We start from the raw sequence: 26720 nt of genomic DNA, 5'->3' as shown, positions 1-26720 counted from the left end.
CGGCGCCACAACAGCGCACGAGGGGAGCCAGCCGGGTGACGGACAACGCAGCAGAGGTGACCGCCGCCGGGATCGCCCGGCTCGCCGGAGTGGGACGGGCCGCCGTCAGCAACTGGCGCCGCCGCCACGCCGACTTCCCGCGCCCCGTCGGCGGCACCGAGACCAGCCCCTCGTTCGCGCTCCAGGACGTCGAGCGCTGGCTGCGGGCCCAGGGCAAGCTCGCCGAGGTCCCGCTGCGCGAACGGGTCTGGCAGCAGATCGCGGGCCACCCCGCCGGCGCCGTCACCGCCCTCGTCCACGCGGGCTGCGCCCTGCTGCTCGTACGGGACAGGTCCAGCGGCTGGCTGGAGCTGACCGCCGTCTCCGACGAGCGGATGGCCGAGCTTCTGCCGACCGCCCTGGAGGAGGTGCTCACCCTGCGCTTCGGCACCCGCCGGGCCGTGCACACCCCGCACGTCCAGGCGCTCTCCCCGTCCGTACCCCTGCTGCGGGCCGTCGCCGAACTCGCCGCCGAGACCGGCGCCCGCCAGGCCTTCGAATTCCTCCTAGGCCGCCACCTCGACGCCAACCCGCGCCAGTACACGCTCACCCCGCCCGGCCCGGCCGCCCTCATGGCCGCAGTGGCCCTGGGCACCGCCACCGGCACCACGGTCCTCGACCCCGCCTCCGGGACGGGCACACTCCTGCGCGCGGTCGAGAAGCCCGCCGCCCTCCACGCCCAGGACGCCGACCCGGACCTCGCCGCGCTGACCGCCCTGCGGCTCGCCCTGCACACCGGCGCCGACATCCGCGCCGAAGCCGGCGACTCACTGCGCGCCGACGCCTTCCCACAGCTCACCGCCGACGCGGTGCTCTGCCACCCGCCGTTCAACGAGCGCAACTGGGGCCACGACGAACTGGCCTACGACCCGCGCTGGGAGTACGGCTTCCCGGCCCGCACCGAGTCGGAGCTGGCCTGGGTCCAGCACGCCCTGGCCCGGCTGCGCCCCGGCGGCACAGCGGTCCTGCTCATGCCGCCCGCCGCCGCGTCCCGCCGCTCCGGCCGCCGCATCCGCGCCGACCTCCTGCGCCGCGGCGCCCTGCGCGCCGTCGTCGCCCTCCCGGCCGGCGCCGCGCCCCCGTACGGCATCCCGCTCCACCTGTGGGTACTGCGCAAGCCCGCCGCCGGCGTCACCACCTCGCCCGAGCTGCTCCTCGTCGACACCGCCGACCAGACCGGCACCGGCCGCGACAAACTCGACTGGCAGGCCGTCCACAGCGCGGTGCTCGACGCCTGGCTGCCCTTCGACAAGCACGGCACCGTCACCGAACGGCCCGGTGCCAGCCGGTCCGTCCCCGTCATCGAGCTTCTCGACGACGACGTCGACCTCGCGCCCGCGCGCCATCTGCCGCCCCCGGCCGCGGGCGGAGGCGCGGCCGAACTCGCGGCCGTGCGCGACCGCCTGACCACTGTCCTGCGCCGCACCGGCGAACTCACCCCGCCCGCCGGCAAACCGGCCCAGGCGCAGCCCGCGCGGCTGCCCGGCGCCACCGTCGGCGAACTCGCCCGCACCGGGGCCCTGGAACTGCACGCCGGGGGCGGCGGCACCGGCACCGCGCGCGTGCTCACCGAACAGGACGTCCTCAGCAGCCAGGCACCGTCCGGAAGCCTCCCCGAAGGCCCCGGCGAGGAGCCCGTGCTCGTCCGGGCCGGTGACGTCGTCGTCCCCGTCCTCGGTGGCGGGGCCGTCGCACGGGTCGTCGACGAGGCCACGGCCGGCGCCGCCCTCGGGCGCAACCTCCAGCTCCTGCGCCCCGACCCCGCCGCCCTCGACCCCTGGTTCCTGGCCGGGTTCCTGCGCGGCAGCGCCAACAACCGGCAGGCCAGCAGCTACGCGTCGACCGCGACCCGGCTCGACGTGCGGCGCCTGCAGCTGCCCCGGCTCCCGCTCGCCGAGCAGCAGCGGTACGGCGAACGGTTCCGGGCCCTCGCCGAGTTCGAGGACGCGCTGCGGCTCGCGGGCCGGCTCGGCGAGCAGCTCGTGCGGGGCCTGTACGACGGGCTGACGGACGGCACCGTGGAGGCGTGAGCGCCCGGGGTCCGCGCCGGTCCCGCTCCTGAGCGCGGGGCCGGCGTGATCAGTTCAACAACGGTTCCGCACAACCCTGAGGACGTTGTCGGTGTCGGTGTATACGCTCGACTCCTTGTCAGATTTCCGTACCCCTCAGGAGCAGGAATGCAGGGCCACGGCTACGCACCGCCCCAGCCCGGGCGCCCCGCCGGCAGCACGCTTGCCGTACTGCGCGCCGTCTTCGTGGCGGTGACCCTCCTGAGCTGCGGCTTCCTCGCCTCGGCGCCCATGCTCCGGGTCGCGCTCCTGACCCGTAAGGCGCTGGACTGGGTGCTGTTCGTCCTCGTCCTCGGGCTGAACGTCTGGCTCCTCGTCTTCGCCGCCATGGCCCCGGTGGACGCGAAGGGCGAGATCGGCGACGGCGACGCGATGATCATCTTCTTCGGGGTCGTCGGCACGATCGCCGGCGTCATCAGCTATTACCTCTTCGCCGAGATCCGGCACTACGAGCGGCTCGGCCCCGTGCACCGGCCGGTGCCGCCCGTACCGCCGATGGGCGGCACCATGGGGTACGGCTACCCGCCCCAGGCGCCCACGGCCGTCCACCCGCCGACGGCCGGCCGCCCGCCGACGATCGCCCAGCCGCCGACGGTGGCCCAGGCGCCCACCCCGCCGCCGCACGGCTACCCCCGGCCCGCCGCCCCCGAGCCGCCGCCGGTCGTGCACCCCCAGGCCCCGGCCGAGCAGAAGCCCCGCATCGACCAGGTGCGCGCCGAGCTCGACGAGCTCAGCGACATTCTTCGACACAGCAAGGGACAGGAGGGCCAGGGCCGGTGAACGGACGGGTCATCGCCGGCCGGTACGAACTGTCCACCGTCATCGGTCAGGGCGGCATGGGCCAGGTCTGGACGGCCTACGACGGCCGGCTCGACCGGCGCGTCGCCGTCAAGCTCCTCCGGCCCGACCACATGGCCAACGCGACGGCCGCGGCGGAGATGCGCCGCCGGTTCGTCCGCGAGTGCCGCGTCACCGCCCAGGTCGCCCACCCCGGTCTGGTCACCGTCCACGACGCGGGCAGTGACGGCGACGACCTGTACCTGGTCATGCAGTACGTCGAGGGAGCCGACCTCGCCGACCACCTCGCCGAGCACGATCCCTACCCCTGGCAGTGGGCCGTGTCGGTGGCCGCCCAGCTGTGCGCGGTGCTCGCCGCCGTGCACGCCGTGCCGATCGTCCACCGTGACCTCAAGCCCCGCAATGTGATGGTGAAGCCCGACGGCACCGTCACCGTCCTCGACCTCGGCGTCGCCTCGGTCATCGACACCGACACCACCCGCCTCACCCACACCGGTTCCCCGATCGGCAGCCCCGCCTACATGGCGCCCGAGCAGGCCATGGGCGGCGCGGTCGGCCCGTACACGGACCTGTACGCACTCGGGGTGCTGCTGCACGAACTGCTCAGCGGCAACGTGCCGTTCGCCGGTTCCACCGCGCTCGGTGTGCTCCACCGCCACCTCTACGAGCCGCCGCTGCCCGTCCGGCAGCTGCGCCCCGAGATCCCCGAGGCGCTCCAGGCCCTGGTCCTGCGGCTGCTCGCCAAGGACCCCCAGCACCGGCCGTCCGGGGCGCAGGAGGTGTACGAGGCGCTCGCCCCGATGCTGCCCGCGCGCGGGGCCCCGGCCGGCCCCCTCGACCCGACCCGCCCGTTCCTGCGCCCGCACGCCCCGTGGCCCGACCGCGTCACCACCCCGGCGCCCGCGCCCCAGCCCGCCGTCGCGCCCGTCGCGGACCGCCCCGACGTCGCGGCCGCCGTCGACGAGGTCAAGCGCCTGCTCGGCGAGGGCAGCATCACCCAGGCCGTCGACATCCTCGGCGGCATCCTCCCGGCCGCGGCCGCCGAGCACGGCGAGCACTCCCCGGTCGTCAGGATCCTGCGCAAGCAGTACGCGACGACGCTGATGGACGACGGGCAGTACCGCCGCGCGCTGCCCGAGCTGCGCCGGCTGGCGGACGACCGGGCGGCCGAGGCAGGCCAGGCCGACCCGCAGACGCTCCAGTTCCGGTACGACGCCGCGCTGTGCCTGGAACACCTGGGCGAGGCGGCCGCCGCCCTCGCCGAGTACCGCGCGGTCCTGCCGTACTACGAGAACACCCAGTCGACCGGCGCCGACCAGGGCCGCGCCTTCGACATCCGGCACCGCATCGGGCACCTGCTGCTCGCGATGGGCGACCACACCGCGGCCCAGCAGCAGTTGCAGAACCTGCTGTACGACACGGAGCGGACCTACGGTCCCTACCACCCGCTGCCGGCGGAGCTGCGTCGTTCGCTGGAGCGCCAGCAGCGGATGCGGGGCATGTAGCGGGCCGTCCGACGGGTGGGGAAGGGAGCCGGGTCAGCCCGCCCGGAAGTACTCCGAGTCGGCGACCCGCCCGACCGCCGTGAACCCGGCGCCCGGGGCGAGACCGGCGGCCAGGACGACGACCGCCTCCGGCACGGCGAGCTTCCGGACCAGCGCGGGATCGTGGTCCCCGTTCACCACCACCACCCCGTAGTCCCGGTCGCCGATCCGCTCCTGAACCTCCGGGTCGTCGAAGGCGCCCCGGACGATCCGGGCCCCGGCCCCGGGACGGCCGCCGCCGAGCGCCACGTTGCCCGCCACCACGTCCTCGCGGGTCGCGGAGCCGTCCAGCGGGTCGACGATCGTCAGCCGTGCCTCGGTCCCGCCGCGCCGCAGCATCCGCCGGAGCGCCGCCGCGAACAGGCCGTCGACCGTACCGAGCTCCAGCACCTCGCCGTTCGGCGGGGCGAGCAGCGGCAGGGTCGCGAGCCGCCCGCACACGTCGGAGACCGACCCGGCCAGACCGCCGACCCCGAGCGCCTCCAGGGCCACCAGATGCCGGTAGGCGACGGTGATGTCGTGCCGGACGCGCTCGCCGTCGGCGCCCGTGACGGCGCGCACCTCGCGGACGAGCCGGTCGACCTGGGTGGCGGTGGGCATGCGGTGCCCGTCCCGGCCGGCCTGGTCGAGCAGCAGCCCGAGGCCGTAGCTCTGCCGCCGCAGATCGGCCACTTCGTGGTGCAGGGCGTCGAGGTCGTTCTGGAACGCGGTGGTGACGCGCTCCATGCGCTGTTCGACCAGGGTGAACGCGGGGCGCAGAACCCGTTTCGCCAGCCGGTTGCTCAGAAGAGAGGGCATGCGGGGCAAGCTACGCCGCACCGGCCGCCTCGCGGGCCACGGCACGGTGCTGTCCGGGTGAAGTCTTGGTGGCGCGTGAACGAAGTGCTCTTCTTGGGCTCGGTGCTCCCCCTGGCTCAGGCAGGGGGACCCCACCGGTGCGCGCCTCACTCGGTGTCGACAGTCGATCTCCCCCGACGCCCTGCGGGCGTGGGAGGTGCCCCCGCTCGGTTCCCCGTGCCTCGGAACCTGCGCCCACGCGGCGGTAGACACATATCGATCGCAGTCTCCTTTCGACACCGCGGCCCCCGCCTTCGGCCGGGAGGACCCCCACTTCGGCTCACTCGCCCACGAAGCACCCACCCCGCCAGGACCACCAGCGACACGGCCGCCACAGCCGCGCCCGCGCGCAGTCCGGGCGGGCGGAACGAACACTCCACGGTCGAGCGACCACCGTCGAGGCCGACCGCCACCAGCCCCAGGTAGGCCCGCGCCGGGCGGCCGGAGCACGACCAGCCGGCGATCCTGGGGGCCGCGAGCACGGCCGTGCCCCGGGCCCCCGGCGGCAGTTCGGCACGGACGCCGTCGGCGGTGACGTGCACCGCGACCGCCGCGGACGCCCTCAGACCGGCGACCGCGGCCGCCAGCCGGTCACGGTCCAGGCAGCCGACCGCCCCCCGGCCGGCCGTCGTCGTCCTCCGGTCCTTCGTCCCGCCCCGGTCCGCCGCACCGCCCCCGCCCGGGACATCGCCGTGCCCGTCCAGCACGACCGTCGTGCCCGCGGTGCGCTGGGTTCCGAGCGGGGTCATCGGCGCACGCCGCTCGGGCACTCCGCCACGCAGCTCCGCGGCCCGGCCGTCCGGGCCCAGGCGTGCCGTGCCGGTGAAGTCCGGTGCCCACAGGAAGACGTCGCTGCCGACCGGGCACACGCCGTCGGCGGGGAGGTCATAGACACGCGACCCGAGCAGCAGCTCCTGGTTGCGGAACGGTGAGGCACCGTAGTGGAGTTGCCCCGTCCGCGGCTCGGCCGTGCCCGGTGCGGCGCGGCTCCCCGCGCCCGGCGCCGGGCCGGGCCGCACCGTCACCAGCGGCAGTACTGCCGCGGCCCGTACCACTCGCCCGTCGCGCACGCGCGCGCCCACCGCGAACAGGGCGTCCGTCACCGGGTTGTCCAGCGACTGCAGCGCGCGCCCGTTCGACGTCCACCCGCCGCCCAGCGCCGTCAGCGTCCGCGTCCACACCGCCGGCGTGTGGCTGCTGTAGTACGCGGCGCCCTGCCCGCCCACCAGGAGGGGATCGTTTCCCGTCAGCCGGGGCGTACCGGGATCGGTCCGGTGGCGCGGCCAGCCGTCCGCCCCGGCCACCGCGGCCGCCCGGGCCTCGTGGGCCGCACCCCATGCCGGGTAGTCGTCCAGCCGGCCGAGCTTCTCCCGGTCGGCGTACGCCGTCGTGGCCGCTGCCTGCCCGACCAGGACGCCCGCCAGCAGGACGGCCGCCACCGGCTCGTACCGCCCGCGCCGGGCCAGCACGACCCCGCCCGCCGATGCCGCCAGACCGGCCGCGAACAGCGGAAACGTCCAGTGCGACGCCAGATCCCCGGTCGCCGCGACCGCCGCGACCACCCCCAGGACCCCCGCGCCGGCGAGCAGCGCCCGCCGCTCCGGCCACCCGTGCGACACCGCCGTCCACGCGGCGAGGACCACGACCCCGGCGAACACGAAGGTCTGCCGGTACGGGCTGCCGTTGGGCGTGGCGAACACATGCCACACCAGATGGGTCGGCCCCCACTGCGACGACAGCAGCACTCCCGCCGCCAGCCCCGTCCACACCCACCGTTCGCGCCGGGGCACGTCCCGCCGGAACGGCAGCGCCGCCGCCAGCAGCAGCGCCCCCGTGCCGACGAAGACGGCCGGGGTGAAGAAGCTGTACGTCGCCGGCAGCGTCCGCGCCGCCACGTCGGCCCAGCCGGCCGGTGCGAACTCCCGGGTCCAGCCCGGGTGGGCGTGGCGGGAACCGAGGAACACCGGCACCAGGACGGGCGCGGCGAGCCCGGCCCCCAGCGCCAGTGTTCCGGCCGCGCGCCCCAGCACCCGCCACCCGGGCAGCCCGCGGCACAGCAGCACCAGTGCGGCGCCGATCGTGGCCATGTAGGCGGTGTAGAAGTTGGCGGTCCAGGCCAGGGCGACGACGACCGGCCCGAGCACCCGGTGGCGGCCCGCCCGGACCCATTCGCCGACCAGGCACAGCAGCGGGAACGCGATGAGCCCGTCGAGCCACATCGGGTTGTACGACGCCTCCACGACCGACCAGCCGCACAGTCCGTACGAGGCGCCCAGCACGGCTGCCGCCCACCGGCTCCCCGCCCGCAGGGCGAGCAGCAGGCACGCCATCGCCGCGGCGGCCACGGCCATCTTCAGAACCGTGATCACATACACCGCGGTGTCGATCCCGTCGCGCGGGAAGAGCCCGACGAGTACTGAGAACGGGCTGGTCAGATAGGTGCCGAGATCCGGCAGGAAGCTGGTTCCGAAGCCGGAGCGCCAGTTCAGCAGCAGCCCGCCCGCGGCCCGTCCGCGGCACGAACTGATTGCCCAGGTCGCTGACGCCGCGCGTGTGCGGTCCGAAGGGGAAGGTGCGGGCTGCGGCGTCACCGCCGCACACGGCGAGTGCGGTGAGCAGCGCGGCGAGCGCCCCGGCGCGGAGCGGAGGGGACGTGAGCGGGACGCGTTTCGGCATGGTGTGCCGCAATATGCCGGCGCCGGAATGCGAAGAGGACGGGCCCGGGCGCCAGTTCATTCAATGGTCTTCTGCCCGCCATGTGATGCGACCGCCGGTGACACGCGCATCCGTTGTGGTTCTTCCGTGCTGATCTCGATTGTTGTGCCGTGTTTCAACGAAGAGGAGATCATCGGCCGCTTCCACGCTCGCGTGACCGCGGAACTCGCCCTGCTCGGGGTGGAATACGAGCTGGTCTACGTGGACGACGGAAGCCATGACCGTACGCTCCCGCTGCTGACGGAGACGGCGGCAGCCGATTCCCGGACCCGCTACGTCTCCTTCAGCCGCAATTTCGGCAAGGAGGCGGCCATGCTGGCCGGGCTCCGGCACGCCGCCGGGGACGCCGTGATCATCATGGACGCCGACCTCCAGCACCCGCCGGAGCTCATCCACCCCATGCTGCGGCTGCACGGCGAGGGATTCGACCAGGTCGTGGCGCGCCGCACCCGGGAGGGCGACCGGGTCACCCGTACCCTCGCCGCCCGCGCCTACTACCGGCTGATCAACCGGCTGGTGGAGGTCGAGCTCGTGGACGGCGTCGGGGACTTCCGGCTGCTGTCCCGCCGCACCGTCGACGCGCTCCTGGAACTCACCGAGTACAACCGTTTCTCCAAAGGCCTCTTCGCCTGGGTCGGATTCCGCACCACCACATTCGAGTACCGAAACGCGGTCCGCGAGAAGGGCCGCTCCAAATGGAGCTTCGGGAAACTCCTGAACTACGGCCTGGACGGACTTCTCTCCTTCAACGACAAACCCCTGCGGGCCGCCCTCTACCTCGGCCTGCTACTGGTTTCCGTCGCGGCCGGGTATGCCGCGTGGATCGTGGGTGACGCGCTGCTGAACGGGGTCGACACTCCCGGCTATGTCACTCTCCTCGTCACCGTCACGGCCGTCGCGGGGGTCCAGATGGTCATGCTGGGAGTCGTCGGGGAGTATGTGGGACGTATCTACTACGAGGTGAAGCGGCGCCCGCACTTCCTGGTGAAGGCGACCAACACCGCCGTACCCGACCGCTCGCCCCAGGAGCTCGTACGCAGATGACCGTCCGCGGCCAGATCATCAGGTTCGCCCTGGTGGGCGTGGTGAACACCGCCACGTACTACGGTCTCTACCTGCTTCTGCTGGCCGTCGGGCTGCCCTATGTGGCCGCGCACGTCGTCGCCTTCCTCCTGGCCATGACCGGATCGTTCTTCCTGAACTGCTTCTTCACCTACCGCACCCGCCCGACCTGGCGGAAGTTCCTGCTCTTCCCGCTGACCAACGCGGCGAACTTCGTGATCACCACCAGCGGCGTCTGGCTGCTGGTCGGGGTGGCCGGGCTGTCCAGCCGGTACGCCCCGCTGCTCGCCGCGGCGGCCGCCATCCCCATCACGTTCGCCGTCTCCCGGACGATCATGCTGCGCCCCGAGACCCCCGCCCGGCGTGACTCGTTGTCCGAAACAGTCGGAACAGTGAGCCCGAAGTAGTGGCCTGGGCCACGTCCACTGCCTAACATCGATCACCGCAAGGTCGTTCAAACTGACGCACGACCCACGCCGGGAGGCTCCTTTGCACCGCCGCCGTCGCACTGCGCTCTCCGTCTCCGTCGCGCTCCTCGCCGCGGCCCCGCTGCTCACGGCCTGCGGCAGCGACGCCCACCCGGGTGCCGCGGCCGTCGTCGGCGGGAACCGGATCGAGGTGGCCGCGCTCCAGGCGCAGGTGAAGGACGTGCGCACCGCCCAGCAGGCGTCCGCCCAGGCGGACCAGCTGATCAAGGCCACCGGCGACCTGAACCGCGAGAAGCTGAACGGAATGATCTTCGATCGGGTCGTCGACAAGGTCGCCGCCGACCACGGGATCACCGCCAGCCGCAAGGAGATCCAGGAGACCCGGCGCGAGGCGGCCGGGCAGAGCGGCGGCGAGGAGCAGCTGGCCGCCATGCTGCTCCAGCAGCAGGGCGTGGCCCCCGACGAGATCGACGACGTCATTCGCCGCAATGTCCTCATGAACAAGATCGCCGCGAAGCTGGGTGCGGCCAACACCCCCGTGGGCCAGCAGAAGCTCACGCAGGTCTTCGCCGCCGCGTCCAAGGCGCTCGACATCGATGTGAACCCGCGCTACGGCTCCTGGGACAACGACAAGATCCAGCTCGGCGAGTACAGCGCCCCATGGATCAGGCAGCTGACCAGGACGCCCGAGGCCGGCCCCGCCGGGCTGTGACGACAGCCGCCCCCGGTCCGGGCCCGTCCGGGACGCGGACCGGGAGAGGTAGGTTCGAGGGGTGAACGCTGACACCCCCGGCCGCATCGTCCTGCTCACCGCCAGCCACCGCGTCGCCCCCGGACTGCTGTCCTGGCCCGCCTGGCAGACGCTGCACGCCGCCGACCGGGTGCTCTGCGCGGACGAGAACCATCCCCAGCTGCCCTATGTGCGGGAGGCCGGGGTCCGGGTGGAGATCGCCGCACCGACCGCACAGGAGCTGGTCGACGCCTGCGCCGGAGGCGCCACGGTGGTGGTCGTCCCCTCCGGCGAGGGCGACCGCGCGCTGACCGACGGCCTTGCGCGGATGGCCGGCTCCGGCCGGGTCGCCATGCCCGACCTGGAGCTGCTGCCCGGCTCCTACGACCTGCCGGGCGCCCGGCTGCTCGACCTGGTCGAGGTCATGGACCGCATCCGGCGCGAGTGCCCCTGGTCGTCCCGGCAGACGCACGAGGGGCTCGCCAAGTACGGCATCGAGGAGGCGTACGAGCTCGTCGAGGCCATCGAGGACGGCGACCGGGACGAGCTGCGCGAGGAGCTCGGGGACGTACTCCTCCAGGTCGTCTTCCACTCCCGGATCGCCCAGGAGCACGAGGACGAGCCGTTCTCCGTCGACGACGTCGCGGGCACGATCGTCGAGAAGCTGATCCACCGGCACCCGCACGTCTTCGGTGAGGAACGCGCCGAGACGCCGGAGGAGGTCAAGGAGCACTGGCTCCGCACGAAGGCCATCGAGAAGCAGCGCGCCTCCGTGACGGACGGCGTTCCCCTGGGCCAGCCGGGCCTCGCCCTCGCCGCGAAGCTCGCCGGCCGGGTCCGCACCGCGGGCCTGGAGGTGCCGCTGCCGTCCGGCGCCGGCGTCGGCTACGAACTGCTGGCCCTCGCGGTCCGCGCGGAGGCCGAGGGCGTCGACCCGGAGGCCGCGCTGCGCGCGGCCGGCCGCGCCTACCGGGACGCGATCCGGGCCGCCGAGGGGCACGGGGCCGGCGGACCCGGCGTTAACGTCGAGGAGTGAACGACCAGCCCGCTCCGAACGTCGCGCCCGAACTCTTCACCTGGGAGTTCGCCACCGACCCGTACCCCGCCTACGCCTGGCTGCGCGAGCACGCCCCCGTGCACCGCACCAAGCTGCCGAGCGGAGTCGAGGCGTGGCTCGTGACCCGGTACGCCGACGCCCGCCAGGCCCTCGCCGACCAGCGGCTCAGCAAGAACCCCGCGCACCACGACGAGCCCGCGCACGCCAAGGGCAAGACCGGCATCCCCGGCGAGCGCAAGGCCGAGCTGATGACGCATCTGCTGAACATCGACCCGCCGGACCACACCCGGCTGCGCAGGCTCGTCTCGAAGGCGTTCACCCCGCGGCGCGTGGCGGAGTTCGCGCCCCGTGTTCAGGAGCTGACGGACCGGCTCATCGACAACTTCGCTACAAAAGGCAGCGCCGATCTCATCCACGAGTTCGCGTTTCCGCTCCCGATCTATGCCATTTGCGACATGCTCGGCGTCCCGCGCGAGGACCAGGACGACTTCCGCGACTGGGCCGGGATGATGATCCGGCACGGCGGCGGACCGCGCGGCGGCGTCGCCCGGTCGGTGAAGAAGATGCGCGGCTACCTCGCGGAGCTCATCCACCGCAAGCGCGAGGAGCCGGGGGACGATCTGATCTCCGGGCTGATCCGGGCGAGCGACCACGGTGAGCACCTCACCGAGAACGAGGCCGCGGCCATGGCGTTCATCCTGCTCTTCGCCGGCTTCGAGACCACCGTCAATCTGATCGGGAACGGGGTGTACGCGCTGCTGCGCAACCCGGACCAGCGGGCGCGGCTGCAGGCGTCGATCGCGGCGGGGGAGCGGGAGTTGCTGGAGACCGGAATCGAGGAACTCCTGCGCTACGACGGGCCGGTGGAGCTCGCGACCTGGCGCTTCGCGACCGAGCCGCTCACCATCGGCGGCGAGCGGATCGCGGCCGGCGACCCGGTGCTCGTCGTGCTCGCCGCGGCCGACCGTGACCCGGCGCGGTTCGACCGTCCGGACACCCTCGATCTGGCGCGGCGGGACAACCAGCACCTCGGGTACGGGCACGGCATCCACTATTGCCTCGGCGCGCCGCTCGCCCGGCTGGAGGGGCAGACCGCCCTGGCTACCCTGCTGACCCGTCTGCCCGATCTGCGACTTGCGGGCGATCCGGCCGATTTGCGGTGGCGTGGTGGGCTCATTATGCGTGGACTGCGCACGCTCCCGGTCGAGTTCGCCCCCTTTGGGGAGTGATGTCAACTGACGCTCCGTCATATCTGTGATCTTCGCGTAATCTCCAGTGCATCGACTTGTGACTGACGTTCGAGAGCCGCTACTTTCACCGTCACCTCAGCAGTCACGCGAAAGGCTCACCGCATGCGCTCCGGGAACGGCCGGCACCGACGACCCCGTCAAGCCCCCGCCATCATCGTCGCGGCAGGGGTGACCGGATCCGCCATCGCCATTCCACTGCTCGGCGCGGGTTCCGCGTCGGCCGTGGACGCCACCACCTGGGACCGGGTCGCCGAGTGCGAGTCCGGCGGCATGTGGAGTGCGGACCTCGACAACGGCTACTACGGCGGCCTGCAGATGTCGCAGGAGACCTGGGAGACGTACGGCGGCCTCGCCTACGCCCCGCGGGCCGACCTCGCGAGCCGGGCCCAGCAGATCGCCGTCGCGGAGAAGGTGCACGCGGCGCAGGGGTCGGCCGCCTGGGAGACCTGCGCCCCCATCGCGGGACTCGTGAGCGAGGACACCCCCGCGCCGGGCGCCACGCCCACCGAGGAGGCCCCCGCCAAGCCGGATCCGGCGAAGCCCACCGACCCGGCCGGGGAGGACAAGCCCGCCGAGACGACCCCGGCGGACCCGCTGGACCCGATCGCGACGCCCGACCCGGCGCCGTCCACCGAGCCGCCCGCCGCTCCGGCCGGCGGCGCCGCCGACGGTACGCCCGGCACCGGCAAGCACCGCGGCGAGCCCGACCCGGCGGAGGCCCCGGAGGGCACCCCGGCGGCCCCCGGCACCTCGGCGACCCCGACCGAGCCGGCCGTTCCCGGCGCCGGCGCCACGGAGACCGGCAATCCGGACAACGGGCGTGAAGCGGGCGAACACCCCTCTCGTGGTGACGGGTCGGCCCGCGCTCCGGAGAGCGTCGAGTCCGGCGAGTACACCGTCCGCCCCGGCGACAGTCTTTCCGCCATCGCGGTCGCGCACGAGCTGCCCGGGGGATGGGCTGCGCTCTACCAGGGCAACAAGGAGACCGTGGGGACCGACCCGGACCTCATTCGCCCCGGTCAGAGCCTGGATCTGACGGCCGGTCAGCCTGCCGGGGAGCCTGCCGCGCAGGAGTGAGTTCGCGGCCGTATGTCCGGTTCTGTGCAAGTGAGACAAGAGTCTCTTTGTCCCAACTGGTGCGTCACGACCGCAAACTCCTGTCGCTTCACTTCTCACCTGCGCAAACACCTGCTCGGAGTCGGTAAGTAAGGGCGGTTCATCCCTGATGTCCGTCTTTGAACTTCGGGCAGGTGTGCGCTTACGGTCAGGACCGCTCGCCACCGCGGGCCCCTACGACCGGTACGCCGAATCCTGCCGCCGGCCGTCGGGAACAGTCGTCGCGTCATGCGCCGAAGGCAGGAGCGGGGGACCCAAGGTTTGTGCCGGGCCCGGCCATTGAGAGATGGCCCGGAGCCGGCTTGGGGTGAAGCCGCGCGCCAGTCGCGCGGCCGGGCAGTCACCGCCCGAACCCGACAGCTCACCTCGTAGGCGTCGGTGAGGAGATGTCCCATGCTGTTCTCCGGCAAGGCCAAGCACCGTCGCCCGTCCAAGGCCGCCCGGTTCGCCGCGTTCGCCGGCATCACCGGTGCCGCCGTCGCCGCCCCCCTGATCGGCGCCACGTCCGCCTCGGCCGCCACGGCCGCCGAGTGGGACAAGGTCGCCCAGTGCGAGTCCGGCGGCGACTGGTCGATCAACACCGGCAACGGTTACTACGGCGGCCTGCAGTTCTCCGCCTCCACCTGGGCCGCGTACGGCGGCACGGCCTACGCCCCCACCGCCGACAAGGCGTCCAAGTCGCAGCAGATCGAGATAGCCGAGAAGGTCCTGGCCGGCCAGGGCAAGGGTGCCTGGCCGAGCTGCGGCGTGGGCCTGTCGAACGCCTCGTACGACGGCGCCGCCGCCCAGCAGGCCCAGCCGAAGCCGCAGGAGCGCAAGGCCGAGCAGCCGACCACGCGCAGCCAGCAGCGCACCGCGCCGAAGGCCGAGTCCAAGACCGTCACCACCCCGACCGGCAAGAAGGTCGAGAAGGGTGACGGCGAGTACAAGGTGAAGGCCGGCGACACCCTCTCCACCATCGCCGAGGAGAAGAACGTCAAGGGCGGCTGGAAGAAGCTCTTCGAGCTGAACAAGGACATCGTCGAGGACGCCGACCTGATCTACCCGGGCCAGCAGCTCCACCTGGGCTGACCCCCGCACACCACCCCGGCCCGGAGTGCCCTTCCCCCGTGCGCTCCGGGTCGGGGTTTCCTCGCGCAAAAGTGCTACCGACCAGTAAGTTTCGTGGCGTTTTGTGCGTAATGCAGACTCGTGAGCCCTTTTTCGTCCCAGGAGGCGGGCGTCGGCTGGTCAGGGACCCCGAGCCGGTTAGGCTCTTGCCGCAAGGCCAAAGAGACCTCGCACTCCACGCGTCACATCCCAGAAGGAGATGCTCGTGCCGTCCATCGACGTCGTCGTAGCCCGGGAAATCCTGGACTCCCGAGGCAACCCCACGGTCGAGGTCGAGGTCGGCCTCGACGACGGCAGCACCGGCCGTGCTGCCGTCCCCTCCGGTGCATCCACCGGTGCGTTCGAGGCCCTCGAGCTCCGCGACGGTGACAAGGACCGCTACCTCGGCAAGGGTGTCGAGAAGGCCGTCCTCGCCGTCATCGAGCAGATCGGCCCGGAGCTCGTCGGCTACGACGCCACCGAGCAGCGGCTGATCGACCAGGCGATGTTCGACCTGGACGCCACCCCGGACAAGTCCTCGCTCGGCGCCAACGCCATCCTCGGCGTCTCCCTCGCCGTCGCGCACGCCGCCTCCGAGGCGTCCGACCTGCCGCTCTTCCGCTACCTGGGCGGCCCGAACGCGCACCTGCTGCCGGTGCCGATGATGAACATCCTGAACGGCGGCTCGCACGCCGACTCCAACGTGGACATCCAGGAGTTCATGATCGCCCCGATCGGGGCGGAGTCCTTCTCCGAGGCCCTGCGCTGGGGCGCCGAGGTCTACCACACCCTGAAGAAGGTCCTGAAGGACAAGGGCCTCTCCACCGGCCTGGGCGACGAGGGCGGCTTCGCCCCGAACCTGGACTCCAACCGCGACGCCCTCGACCTCATCCTCGAGGCCATCAAGCTGGCCGGCTACACGCCCGGCAAGGACATCGCGCTCGCCCTCGACGTCGCCGCCTCCGAGTTCTACAAGGACGGCTCGTACGAGTTCGAGGGCAAGTCCCGCTCGGCCGCCGAGATGACCGAGTACTACGCGGAGCTCGTCGACGCCTACCCGCTGGTCTCCATCGAGGACCCGCTGTTCGAGGACGACTGGGACGGCTGGAAGACCATCACCGAGAAGCTGGGCTCCAAGGTGCAGCTCGTCGGTGACGACCTGTTCGTCACCAACCCGGAGCGCCTCGCCCGCGGCATCGAGGAGGGCGCCGCCAACGCACTGCTCGTCAAGGTCAACCAGATCGGCTCGCTGACCGAGACCCTGGACGCCGTCGAGCTGGCCCAGCGCAACGGCTTCAAGTGCATGATGTCCCACCGCTCCGGCGAGACCGAGGACGTCACCATCGCCGACCTGGCCGTCGCCACCAACTGCGGCCAGATCAAGACCGGCGCCCCGGCCCGCTCCGAGCGCGTCGCCAAGTACAACCAGCTGCTGCGCATCGAGGAGATCCTCGACGACGCCGCGGTGTACGCCGGCCGCAGCGCCTTCCCGCGGTTCCGCTTCGCGGACCAGTAGGCACAGCCGCTTCGCGGACCAGTAGGCACAGCCGCTTCGCGGACCAGTAGGCACAGTCGGTTCGAGGGCTGACCCGGCTCCTCTCCCGCGGCTGGCACCCGCTCCTTACGTACGTCCCCGCACTCGGTCCCGTACCGTGTGCGGGGACGTACGCACGTGCAGAGAAGGGGAGGCGGAGGCGATGGCCCGGGACCGGTTCTCCACCGCGACCAGGCTGCGGCTGCTCGGCGAGCAGACCGCCGCCCGCGTCTACCGCTCCCAGAGCCGGCGGCAGGCCCGTCGCTCGCGGCTCACCGGGCGCGCCGCCTTCCTCGCGCTGGTGGTCTGCTCGCTCGTGGTGGCCCTCGCCTACCCGATGCGGCAGTACGTCTCGCAGCAGAGCGAGATCGCCGAGCAGGAGCGGCTGGCCGACGAGGCGAGCCGACGCGTCGAACAGCTGCGCGACGAGAAGGCCCGGCTCCAGGACGACGCCTACATCCGGCGCCTCGCCCGCGAGCACCTGCACTACGTGATGCCGGGCGAGACCGGGTACACGGTGATCGACCCCGACGCGGTGCGCGAGCGCCGCACCGACCAGGGCGCGGCCGACCGCCCCTGGTACTCCAACCTCTGGGACGGCGTGGACAGCGCCGACCGCACCGACGAGTAGACGCAAGGCAGGCATGGAAACGCCCCCTCCGCAGACCGAACGCACCGAGCCGACCGAGGCGGACGTCGCGGCGTTCAAGGAACAGCTCGGCCGACCGCCCCGTGGCCTGCGCGCCATCGCGCACCGCTGCCCGTGCGGCAACCCGGACGTGGTCGAGACCGCGCCCCGGCTCCCGGACGGCACGCCGTTCCCGACGACGTACTACCTCACCTGCCCGCGCGCGGCCTCCGCGATCGGCACGCTGGAGGCGAACGGCGTCATGAAGGAGATGACCGAGCGGCTCCAGAGCGACCCGGAGCTGGCCGCCGCCTACCGGGCCGCGCACGAGGACTACATCGCGCGCCGCGACGCCATCGAGGTCCTGGAGGGGTTCCCGAGCGCCGGCGGCATGCCGGACCGGGTCAAGTGCCTGCACGTCCTGGTGGGCCACTCGCTCGCGGCCGGCCCCGGCGTCAACCCGCTGGGCGACGAGGCGATCGCCATGCTGCCGGAGTGGTGGGCGAAGGGCCCCTGCGTCACGCCCTGCTCGGACGAGAAGGAGTCCGCCGAATGACCCGGGTCGCCGCGATCGACTGCGGCACGAACTCCATTCGCCTCCTCGTCGCGGACGTCCACCCCGACACGGGTGAACTCGTCGAGCTGGACCGCCGGATGACGATCGTCCGGCTCGGCCAGGGGGTCGACCGCACCGGCCGGCTCGCCCCCGAGGCGCTGGAGCGGACCTTCGCGGCCTGCCGCGAGTACGCCGAGGTGATCAAGGAGCACGGCGCGGAGCGGGTGCGCTTCGTTGCCACCTCCGCCTCCCGGGACGCCGAGAACCGCGACGACTTCGTGCGGGGGGTGCTCGACATCCTGGGCGTCGAACCCGAAGTCATCACCGGTGACCAGGAGGCCGAGTTCTCCTTCACCGGGGCCACCAAGGAACTCGACGGTGAAGAGGAGAAGGGCGCGGAGCGCCTTCTTCCGAAGGGTCGTGCGCGACGGGCGGGCGAGTACCTGGTGGTGGACATCGGCGGCGGCTCCACCGAGTTCGTGGTCGGTGAGGCGCACGTCCGGGCGGCCCGGTCCGTCGACATCGGCTGCGTACGGCTGACCGAACGTCATGTGCGGCACGACCCGCCGACCGACGAGGAGATCGCGGCCATCCGCGCCGACATCGGGGCGGCGCTGGACCTGGCCGAGGAGACCGTGCCGCTGCGTGAGGCCGGCACACTGGTCGGCCTGGCCGGATCCGTCACCACGGTCGCCGCGATCGCGCTCGGGCTGGAGCGGTACGAGTCGGCCGCCATCCACCGCTCCCACATCTCCTACGAGCAGGTCGCCGAGGTCACCCGGCGGCTGCGCTCGGCGACGCACGACGAGCGGTCCGCGATCCCGGTGATGCACCCCGGGCGGGTCGACGTCATCGTCTCCGGGGCGCTGGTCCTGCTGGAGATCATGGAGCGGATCGGGGCCCGTGAGGTGGTCGTCAGCGAGCACGACATCCTCGATGGAATCGCCTGGTCGGTGGCCTGACGAAAAAGTTCGTGAAGTTCTTCACAAGAAAAGGGCCCCAGCGGGCGTCTCGGAGAGGGTTTTGGGCCCTCCGGGCGGCGGTCGGGGCCCTGATTCATCAGCGGAACACGCCCCCAGCCTTGTTTCCGCGGCGTGAACGGGCGTGGTGGTCCACCGTTACAAAGTCCTCGCTCGCCCAGTTCACGGGGGGTGAACAACGCGTTCCCGTACACCGTGGTTCCCCTGCCGTGCCATGACCTCGGTCACGTGGGCGGCGGAGTGTAGCAGAGGTCTCCCCGGACCTTGTGAAGGGGCGCACGAGCAGCCCCCCTGAGGCGGGTGGATACTCGATGGCATGAGCACCACGGAGCGTCCCAGGATCCTCGTAGTAGGCGGTGGGTACGTAGGCCTGTACGCAGCTCGGCGCATTCTCAAGAAGATGCGCTACGGAGAGGCGACCGTCACGGTCGTCGACCCCCGGTCGTACATGACCTACCAGCCCTTCCTCCCCGAAGCCGCCGCCGGCAGCATCTCGCCCCGGCACGTCGTCGTCCCGCTGCGACGCGTGCTGCCCAAGGCCGAGGTACTCACCGGCCGGGTCACCACCATCGACCAGGACCGCAAGGTCGCCACGATCGCGCCGCTCGTCGGCGAGGCGTACGAGCTGCCCTTCGACTACCTGGTCATCGCGCTGGGCGCGGTCTCCCGCACCTTCCCGATCCCCGGCCTCGCCGAGCAGGGCATCGGTATGAAGGGCATCGAGGAGGCCATCGGCCTGCGCAACCACGTCCTCGAGCAGCTCGACAAGGCCGACTCGACCACCGACGAGGAGGTCCGCCGCAAGGCGCTGACCTTCGTCTTCGTGGGCGGCGGTTTCGCCGGCGCGGAGACCATCGGTGAGGTCGAGGACCTGGCTCGTGACGCCGCGAAGTACTACAAGAACGTGAAGCGCGAGGACATGCGCTTCATCCTGGTCGACGCCGCGGACAAGATCCTTCCCGAGGTCGGGCCCAAGCTCGGCAAGTACGGCAAGGAGCACCTGGAGGGCCGTGGGGTCGAGGTCTACCTCTCGACGTCCATGGACTCCTGCGTCGACGGCCACGTGGTGCTGAAGAACGGTCTGGAGGTCGACTCCAACACCATCGTGTGGACCGCCGGCGTCAAGCCGAACCCGGCGCTCGCCCGCTTCGGCCTCCCGCTGGGCCCGCGTGGTCACGTGGACTGCGCCCCCACGCTGCAGGTGCAGGGCACCGACTACATCTGGGCCGCCGGCGACAACGCCCAGGTTCCGGACCTCGTCGGCCGCAAGGCCGGCAACGAGAACGCCTGGTGCCCGCCGAACGCCCAGCACGCGCTGCGCCAGGCCAGGATTCTGGGTGACAACGTGATCTCCGGTATGCGGGGCTTCCCGCAGAAGGAGTACAGCCACGCCAACAAGGGTGCGGTCGCCGGTCTCGGCCTGCACAAGGGCGTCGCGATGATCGTCATGGGCAAGATGAAGATCAAGCTCAAGGGCCGTCTCGCCTGGTACATGCACCGTGGCTACCACGGCATGGCGATGCCGACCTGGAACCGCAAGATCCGTGTCTTCGCGGACTGGACGCTCGCGATGTTCCTCAAGCGTGAGGTCGTCTCGCTCGGCGCCATCGAGTCGCCGCGCGAGGAGTTCTACGAGGCCGCCAAGCCGGCCCCGGCTCCGGCCGCGTCGACTCCGGAGAAGGCCAAGGCCTCCTGACCCAGTCGCAGCCTCGAAAGGGGCCGCCCGCCATCCGTGGTGCGGGCGGCCCCTTTCGCGTTTCCCGGGCCGGGCCACGGCCGCCGTCCCGGGCCTTGCATGGACGCAGCACGCATTTTGCCGTCGCATTGCGTTGTTTCGGGACTGCATTCGGTAGCCATGGGTGTTTACGTGGTGTGGAGCTCCGGGATCCGCCTCGGGCTCCGCGATCAGGGGAGACCCCAATCACGGAGGTGTGCACCATGGCCGACGCCGCCTCGCGGCTGACCGCTCTCGCCGAGGACCTGCTGGGCGTGCCGCTCCCGGTCCGGATCCGGGCCTGGGACGGCACCGAGGCAGGACCCCCGGGCGCGCCCGTCCTCGTCGTACGGCACCGGCGGGCCCTGCGGCGGCTGTTGTGGAAGCCGGGAGAGCTCGGTCTCGCCCGGGCCTGGGTGGCCGGCGAGATCGATGTGGAGGGTGATCTCTACGAGGCCCTCGACCGGCTCTCCACACTCGTCTGGGAGCGGGAACCGGACCGGGACGAGAGCCCGGGCGCCCTGCGCGATCCGAGACTGCGCGCCGCGGCGCGGACGCTGATCCAGCTCGCCGGCGCCTGGCCGCCGCCCCCGCCGCCCGCCGAGGAGGTCAGGCGCCGGCGCGGGCCGCTGCACACCAAGAACCGCGACAGGCAGGCGATCAGTCACCACTACGACGTCGGCAACGACTTCTACCGTCTGGTCCTCGGCCCGTCCATGGTGTACTCGTGCGCCTACTGGTCCGAGGACTCCACCCTCGAACAGGCGCAGACCGACAAGCTGGACCTGATCTGCCGCAAGTTGGGCCTGAAGGAGGGGGACCGGCTGCTCGACGTCGGCTGCGGCTGGGGCTCCATGGCGATCCACGCCGCCCGGGAGTACGGCGCCCGGGTCGTCGGCGTCACCCTCTCCGCCGAACAGGCCTCCTTCGCCCGCAAGCGCATCGCGGACGAGGGCCTCACCGACCGGATCGAGATCCGGGTGCAGGACTACCGGGATGTCAGGGACGGCCCGTACGACGCCATTTCCTCCATCGGCATGGCCGAGCACGTCGGCCGGGTCCGCTACCGAGAGTACGCCGACGACCTGTTCGCGCTGCTGAAACCGGGCGGGCGCCTCCTCAACCACCAGATCTCCCGGCGGCCGGAGCCGGACGAGGGCGCCTACCGGGTGGACGAGTTCATCGACGCCTACGTCTTCCCGGACGGGGAACTCGCGCCGGTCGGCCGTACCACCGCCACCCTGGAGGAGGCCGGCTTCGAGGTCCGTGACATCGAGGCCATCCGCGAGCACTACGCCCTCACGCTGCGGCGCTGGGTGGCGAACCTGGAGGGCGACTGGGGGCGGGCCAAGCGGCTCACCTCGCCCGGCCGGGCGCGCGTCTGGCGCCTCTACATGGCCGCGTCGGCGGTGTCGTTCGAGCGCAACAGGATCGGCGTCAACCAGATCCTCGCGGTGCGGACGCCGGAGTCCGGCCGCTCGGGCATGCCGCTGCGCCCGCGGGTCTGGAGCGAGGCGAGCGGCGGCTGAGCGGCTGCCGCGAGGCCGGTCCGCTCGCACACGGAAGGGCCGGGCTCCCGAACGGGGAGCCCGGCCCTTCCGCCGTGGGGGCCTACTCGGCCTTGATCGCGCTGAGCATGTTCAGCTTCGCCGCGCTGCGCGCCGGCCACATCGCCGCGAGCACGCCCACCAGACCGGCCAGCACCAGGAAGATCCCGATCCGGTCCCACGGGATCACCAGCGCGTAGTTCGGAATGGAGCCCTTGACGGTCTGGCCGATGGCCCAGCCGAGGAACATGCCCATGGCCACGCCGACGAGGGCGCCGAAGACCGAGATCACCACGGCCTCCAGGCGGATCATGCGCTTGACCCGGCGGCGGTCCAGACCGATCGCCCGCAGCATCCCGATCTCCTGCTGGCGCTCGAAGACCGACATCGCGAGGGTGTTGACGACACCCAGCACCGCGATGATCAGTGCCATCGCCAGCAGGCCGTACATGATGTTCAGCGTCATGTTGATCATGCCGCCGTACATATCCTTGATGTCCTGCTTGTCCATGACCTTGATGGCCGGGTTCTGACCGAGGGCGTCGACCAGGGCCTGCTCGTTGGCCGGGGTCTCACCGCCGGTCATCTTCACGAAGATCTGCGGCATGTACGCGTGGGTGTCGTGCGGTTCGAGCACCGACAGCGGGGCCGTGACGGTCGAGAGGAGGTCGTTCTTCTCGTACGTGGCGCCAATGGTCAGCTTGCCCGTCTTGCCGTCCGCGTACTTCACCGGGAGGGTGTCGCCGGTCTTCCAGCCCTTGCCCTTGGCCGTCTCCCGCTCCACGGCGATCCGGCCCTGGGCGAGCGAGGCCAGGGAGCCGTCGACGACCTTGATGTTCATGACCTTCTCGACGGCACCCGGGGTCACACCGGACACCGAGCGGTCCACACCGCCCAGTTCGAAGTACGAGTCCTGCTGCGGCGAGACCGCCTCGACCCCCTTGGCCTTGGCCACGGCGGCCAGCGCCGACTTGTCGAGGTTCATGCCCTCGGCGGCCATCTGGACCATGTAGTCGGCCCTGACGTTGTCCGTGGTGGACTTCTCGATCGCCTGGCCCATCGAGATGCCGAGCACCGACAGGCCGGTGACCAGGGTGAGGCCGATGGCGAGCGCGGAGGCCGTGGCACCGGTGCGGCGCGGGTTGCGCACCGCGTTCTGCGCCGACAGCTTGCCTGCCACCCCGAACACCTTGACCAGCAGCGGGCGCACGAGCGCGATGACCGGGCGCGACAGCAGCGGGATCAGGATGATCAGACCGATCAGCGCGAGGAACGCGCCGCCGGCGATGACCCACTTGCCGTCCTTGCCCATGGCGGCGCCGGCCAGGATGCCGGCCGCGCCGATCAGGGTGACGACAGCGCCGATGGTGTTGCGCACCACCAGGGACTTCGTCGTCGCCACGGCGTGGACGCTGCCCATCGCGGCGACCGGCGGGATCTTGGCGGCGCGGCGGCCGGGCAGGTAGGCGGCGATGACGGTGACCAGGACGCCCACGGCGATCGCGGAGACGATCGCGGTCGGCGAGACGATCAGGGGGCCGTCCGGGACCTTCAGGTCGAAGGCGTTCATGCCGGAACGCAGGCCCACCGCCAGCCCGAGACCGAGGGCCAGGCCGACCGCCGAGGCCACGGCGCCGACCACCAGTGCCTCGACCAGCACGGAGCGGGTGATCTGCCGGCGCGAGGCACCCACGGCACGCATCAGGGCGAGTTCCTTGGTGCGCTGCGCGACCAGCATGGTGAAGGTGTTGGAGATCAGGAAGACACCGACGAAGAGCGCGATCGCGGCGAACGCGAGCAGCATCTGCTTCAGGCCGCTCAGACCGCTGTCGATCATCTCGGCCTCCTCAGCGGCCAGTGCCGCGCCGGTCTTGGCCTCGACGTCGTCGGCGAGCAGCGGCCGGACCTGGCCGAGGATCGTGTCGGCCGAGGCGCCGGGCACCGCGGTGACCGTGACGTCCTGGAAGAAGCCCGGCTGGAGGTAGAGCTTCTGGGCGACGGAGGTGTCGAAGAGGACGAGGCTGCCGCCCGCGCTCACGGCTCCGTCGTCGGTGGTGAAGACGCCGGAGAGCCTGTACTCCTTCACCGGGCCGTTGGTGGCGACGCGCACGGTGTCACCGACCCGGTACTTGCCCTCGGCGGCCGTGTCCTTGTCGAGGGCGATGTCCCCGGCCTTCGCCGGGCCGACGCCGTCGACGAACGAGTAGCGCTCGTCCTTGCCGTCCTTGCCGGGGGAGTAGTTGGTGCCCTTGTTGCTCCAGCCGTCGCCGATCAGCTTGCCGCTGGGGTCGGCGACCCCGGCGAAGCCGCCCACGCGACCGGCCGCGTCGGCGACGCCGTCCAGCCTGCCGATCTTGTCGACGGTCGCGGCCGGGACGCCCGGGGCCTGCTTGCCGTCGCCGCCCGGGACGCCGTACGAGGTGATGCCGACGGCGATGTCGTCGTATCCCTTGGCGGACTGCTTGCGGAAGGCCTGGGAGAGGGTGTCGGAGAAGACCAGGGTGCCGGAGACGAACGCCACGCCGAGCATCACGGCGAGCACGGTCATCAGCAGCCTGGCCTTGTGCGCGAGCACATTGCGCAAGGCGGTTTTGAACATGGTGAGGTGTCAGTCCTGGTGGTGGGGTCCGGAAGGAGGTCGGAGGGCCGGGGCGCGGGTCAGCTCGTACGGCCCTTGGCGTCGAACTCCTTCATCCGGTCGAGCACGCCGTCCGCCGTCGGGCGCAGCATCTCGTCGACGATCCGCCCGTCCGCGAGGAAGATCACACGGTCCGCGTAGGACGCGGCGACCGGGTCGTGGGTCACCATCACGACGGTCTGTCCGAGTTCGCGTACGGAATTGCGCAGGAAGCCGAGCACCTCGGCGCCCGAGCGGGAGTCCAGGTTTCCGGTGGGCTCGTCGCCGAAGATGATCTCGGGGCGGGAGGCGAGGGCGCGGGCCACGGCGACGCGCTGCTGCTGGCCGCCGGAGAGCTGGTTCGGGCGGTGCCCGAGACGGCCGGACAGGCCCACCATGTCGATGACCTTGCGCACCCACTCCTTGTCGGGGCGGCGGCCCGCTATGTCCATCGGGAGGGTGATGTTCTCCTGCGCGGTCAGCGTCGGGAGCAGGTTGAACGCCTGGAAGATGAAGCCGATCTTGTCGCGGCGCAGCTGGGTGAGCTGCTTGTCCTTCAGGGTGCCGAGCTCGGTGTCCCCGATGCGCACGGAGCCACCGCTGAAGCTGTCGAGGCCGGCGACGCAGTGCATCAGGGTCGACTTCCCGGAACCGGACGGGCCCATGATCGCGGTGAACTCACCCTGGTGGAAGTCCACGGTGACGCGGTCGAGGGCGACCACCTGGGTCTCGCCGTGTCCGTAGACCTTGGAGAGATCCGTGGCGCGGGCGGCCACCGCGGTGGCGCGGTAAGCGGTGGGAGTGGTGGTCACGAGGGGGCTCCTGTCAGCCGTTCGGGGGCGTCGTTGCGAGGACCTCACCATCGTGGGCGCCGCCCGGGGTCCCGGGCGTCCGTCCGCATGCCCGTTCCGGGGGCAGCCTGGAGTCGGACCGGGGGGCCTGCCCCTCCTCCTGAGGTATGACGGCATCCCTGAGGGCCGGGCCGGGAGCGGAACGGCGCGGAAGAGGGGGCGCGAGGGGCGTTCGCGCGCGCCCGCGACACGACGAGTTTTCGTCATTCCCTCGCGAAGGTCTTTGCGGCCGCGACCCTTGCGCGACTGCCCCGCACCGCCCCTTACCTGCACTGACGCACCCTCAGACGTCAATAAAATAAGACAACATCGCGACACCGTTCCGCTGTTCGGGGGACGCGCCCGGATAGGCTCATGTGCCAACGCGGAGCCGCGCGACAGGCCCGGATGGTGGAATGCAGACACGGCGAGCTTAAACCTCGCTGGCCTTCGGGCCGTGCCGGTTCGAGTCCGGCTCCGGGCACTCACCGACCGCTCCGCCGGGAGCGGTCCCACGCGTCGGCCGGCACGGCCGCGGAAAGATCCTCCCCGAGCACTAGGGTGTTTCTTTTGCTCCCCCATTACTCTTGTCCTCAAGGCCGCGCACGGCGGCCATGGAGGAGTGAGATGAGGAGCAGCAACCCGGTCTTCTCGCGACGGGGGTTCAGCCGCGACAACGGCTACGCGGGCTTCAACGCGCAGCAGCAGGCCGGGGGCCCCGCCGCTGGAACGAACCCGTACGCGCAGAACCCGTACGCGCAGCAGAACCCGTACGCCACCAACCCGTACGCCGCGCAGGACGCCCAGGTGGGCGCCCCGCCGCAGGCGCCGGCCCGCGCCGGCGCGATGACCATCGACGACGTCGTGTCGCGCACCGCGATCACGCTCGGCACGGTCTTCGTCACCGCCACGCTGGCCTGGTTCCTGCTGCCGGTCGACCCGGCGAACATCAACAAGTCGTACGGCATCGCCGTCGGCGCGGCCCTGGTCGCCTTCGTCCTCGCGATGATCCAGGCCTTCAAGAGCAAGGCCTCGCCGGCCCTGATCCTGGGGTACGCGGCCTTCGAGGGCGTCTTCCTCGGCGTGATCTCCAGCGCCGTGTCGACGTACGTCGCCGCGGGTGCCGTCCCGCAGGCCGTGCTCGGCACCATGGCGGTCTTCGCCGGTGTGCTCATCGCGTACAAGATGCGCTGGATCCGCGTCACCCGCCGCTTCTACGGCTTCGTGATGGCGGCCGCGATCGGCTTCGTGCTGCTGATGGCCGTGAACGCGCTGTTCGCGATCTTCGGCGGCGGTGACGGCCTCGGCTTCCGCAGCGGCGGCCTCGGCATCATGTTCGGCATCATCGGCATCATCCTCGGTGCCTGCTTCCTCGCCCTGGACTTCAAGCAGGTCGAGGACGGCATCACCTACGGCGCTCCCCGCGAGGAATCCTGGCTGGCGGCCTTCGGCCTCACCATGACGCTCGTCTGGATCTACCTGGAGTTCCTGCGGCTGATCTCGATCCTGCAGGGCGACGACTGACGCCAGGCAGACCGATCGCCAGGCACCACGCGTGCACGAAGGCCCCGTCCGGCTTC

The 26720-nt window shown here is 71.7% G+C and carries 20 protein-coding genes, 1 tRNA gene, 1 pseudogene and 1 riboswitch; of the genes and pseudogenes, 18 read left to right on the top strand and 4 right to left on the bottom strand.

The annotated features are described in order from the left end of the window. The first annotated feature begins 56 nt into the window (after positions 1–56). The 3 genes from ACY34K_RS19355 (at position 57) to ACY34K_RS19345 (ending at position 4411) form a co-directional block, all read left to right on the top strand. Positions 57–2069, top strand: coding sequence for an N-6 DNA methylase (locus tag ACY34K_RS19355; RefSeq protein ID WP_462748812.1), 2013 nt, complete (start codon positions 57–59; stop codon positions 2067–2069). 147 nt (positions 2070–2216) lie between these two features. After that, complete coding sequence (locus ACY34K_RS19350; protein WP_462748668.1) at positions 2217–2888, top strand: hypothetical protein; 672 nt, start codon at positions 2217–2219, stop codon at positions 2886–2888. Next, positions 2885–4411 (top strand): serine/threonine-protein kinase, encoded by a 1527-nt coding sequence (locus ACY34K_RS19345; RefSeq protein WP_462748666.1) that lies wholly within the window; start codon positions 2885–2887, stop codon positions 4409–4411. The genes ACY34K_RS19350 and ACY34K_RS19345 overlap by 4 nt, the downstream gene beginning before the upstream one ends. Before the next feature lie 33 nt (positions 4412–4444). Here the strand turns inward: ACY34K_RS19345 and ACY34K_RS19340 are convergent, their stop codons facing one another. Beyond that, positions 4445–5248, bottom strand: coding sequence for a class I SAM-dependent methyltransferase (locus ACY34K_RS19340; RefSeq protein WP_462748665.1), 804 nt, complete (start codon positions 5246–5248; stop codon positions 4445–4447). A 146-nt stretch (positions 5249–5394) separates the two neighbouring features. Next, a pseudogene (locus ACY34K_RS19335) lies at positions 5395–7963 on the bottom strand (YfhO family protein). Positions 7964–8089: 126 nt separating this feature from the next. Here ACY34K_RS19335 and ACY34K_RS19330 point away from each other — a divergent pair. From ACY34K_RS19330 to ACY34K_RS19270, 13 genes are all read left to right on the top strand, one after another. Then, positions 8090–9046, top strand: a complete 957-nt coding sequence (locus ACY34K_RS19330) for a glycosyltransferase family 2 protein (protein ID WP_462748663.1) — start codon at positions 8090–8092, stop codon at positions 9044–9046. Continuing rightward, the gene (locus ACY34K_RS19325; RefSeq protein WP_462748660.1) at positions 9043–9471 is read left to right on the top strand and encodes a GtrA family protein; all 429 of its coding nucleotides are present in this window, start codon (positions 9043–9045) and stop codon (positions 9469–9471) included. The genes ACY34K_RS19330 and ACY34K_RS19325 overlap by 4 nt, the downstream gene beginning before the upstream one ends. Positions 9472–9553: 82 nt before the next feature. Continuing rightward, complete coding sequence (locus tag ACY34K_RS19320; RefSeq protein WP_462748658.1) at positions 9554–10204, top strand: SurA N-terminal domain-containing protein; 651 nt, start codon at positions 9554–9556, stop codon at positions 10202–10204. Between the two features lie 61 nt (positions 10205–10265). Beyond that, positions 10266–11258, top strand: a complete 993-nt coding sequence (locus ACY34K_RS19315; protein WP_462748656.1) for a nucleoside triphosphate pyrophosphohydrolase — start codon at positions 10266–10268, stop codon at positions 11256–11258. Beyond that, entirely contained in the window at positions 11255–12508 is a 1254-nt protein-coding gene (locus ACY34K_RS19310; protein ID WP_462748654.1) for a cytochrome P450 family protein, read from the top strand. The genes ACY34K_RS19315 and ACY34K_RS19310 overlap by 4 nt, the downstream gene beginning before the upstream one ends. Positions 12509–12631: 123 nt before the next feature. Next, positions 12632–13606 carry a transglycosylase family protein gene (locus ACY34K_RS19305; RefSeq protein ID WP_462748652.1) on the top strand — a complete coding sequence of 325 codons (975 nt, stop codon included), beginning with the start codon at positions 12632–12634 and terminating at the stop codon, positions 13604–13606. Between the two features lie 260 nt (positions 13607–13866). Next, a riboswitch (cyclic di-AMP (ydaO/yuaA leader) is annotated at positions 13867–14035 on the top strand. A gap of 3 nt (positions 14036–14038) precedes the next feature. Continuing rightward, positions 14039–14716: a transglycosylase family protein gene (locus ACY34K_RS19300; protein WP_462748650.1), complete on the top strand. Its 678-nt coding sequence runs from the start codon at positions 14039–14041 to the stop codon at positions 14714–14716. A gap of 244 nt (positions 14717–14960) precedes the next feature. Further along, entirely contained in the window at positions 14961–16250 is a 1290-nt protein-coding gene (gene eno / locus ACY34K_RS19295) for a phosphopyruvate hydratase (protein WP_462748648.1), read from the top strand. A 181-nt stretch (positions 16251–16431) separates the two neighbouring features. Beyond that, positions 16432–16899: an FtsB family cell division protein gene (locus ACY34K_RS19290; RefSeq protein WP_462748645.1), complete on the top strand. Its 468-nt coding sequence runs from the start codon at positions 16432–16434 to the stop codon at positions 16897–16899. Between the two features lie 13 nt (positions 16900–16912). After that, positions 16913–17452 carry a DUF501 domain-containing protein gene (locus tag ACY34K_RS19285; protein ID WP_462748642.1) on the top strand — a complete coding sequence of 180 codons (540 nt, stop codon included), beginning with the start codon at positions 16913–16915 and terminating at the stop codon, positions 17450–17452. Continuing rightward, positions 17449–18414, top strand: a complete 966-nt coding sequence (locus ACY34K_RS19280) for a Ppx/GppA phosphatase family protein (protein WP_462748641.1) — start codon at positions 17449–17451, stop codon at positions 18412–18414. The genes ACY34K_RS19285 and ACY34K_RS19280 overlap by 4 nt, the downstream gene beginning before the upstream one ends. A gap of 334 nt (positions 18415–18748) precedes the next feature. Continuing rightward, positions 18749–20128 carry an NAD(P)/FAD-dependent oxidoreductase gene (locus tag ACY34K_RS19275; RefSeq protein WP_462748638.1) on the top strand — a complete coding sequence of 460 codons (1380 nt, stop codon included), beginning with the start codon at positions 18749–18751 and terminating at the stop codon, positions 20126–20128. A gap of 242 nt (positions 20129–20370) precedes the next feature. Next, a complete protein-coding gene (locus tag ACY34K_RS19270) occupies positions 20371–21675 on the top strand; it encodes a class I SAM-dependent methyltransferase (protein WP_462748636.1) in 1305 nt (434 codons plus the stop codon). 82 nt (positions 21676–21757) lie between these two features. On the opposite strand, the gene ACY34K_RS19265 is transcribed toward ACY34K_RS19270, so the two are convergent. Both ACY34K_RS19265 and ACY34K_RS19260 read right to left on the bottom strand, forming a co-directional pair. Continuing rightward, a complete protein-coding gene (locus tag ACY34K_RS19265; RefSeq protein ID WP_462748634.1) occupies positions 21758–24292 on the bottom strand; it encodes an ABC transporter permease in 2535 nt (844 codons plus the stop codon). A 59-nt stretch (positions 24293–24351) separates the two neighbouring features. Then, positions 24352–25122, bottom strand: a complete 771-nt coding sequence (locus ACY34K_RS19260) for an ABC transporter ATP-binding protein (RefSeq protein ID WP_462748633.1) — start codon at positions 25120–25122, stop codon at positions 24352–24354. Positions 25123–25542: 420 nt separating this feature from the next. Here ACY34K_RS19260 and ACY34K_RS19255 point away from each other — a divergent pair. Together ACY34K_RS19255 and ACY34K_RS19250 are read left to right on the top strand one after the other, a co-directional pair. Next, a tRNA-Leu gene (locus tag ACY34K_RS19255) sits at positions 25543–25624 on the top strand. Positions 25625–25767: 143 nt separating this feature from the next. Beyond that, positions 25768–26664 (top strand): Bax inhibitor-1/YccA family protein, encoded by an 897-nt coding sequence (locus tag ACY34K_RS19250; protein WP_462748632.1) that lies wholly within the window; start codon positions 25768–25770, stop codon positions 26662–26664. The last annotated feature ends 56 nt before the right edge of the window (positions 26665–26720 follow it).

This window comes from Streptomyces sp. STAM6 (assembly GCF_054963715.1).
Note: the sequence above shows the minus strand (reverse complement) of the source record. Positions and strands in the feature narration are given on the sequence as shown.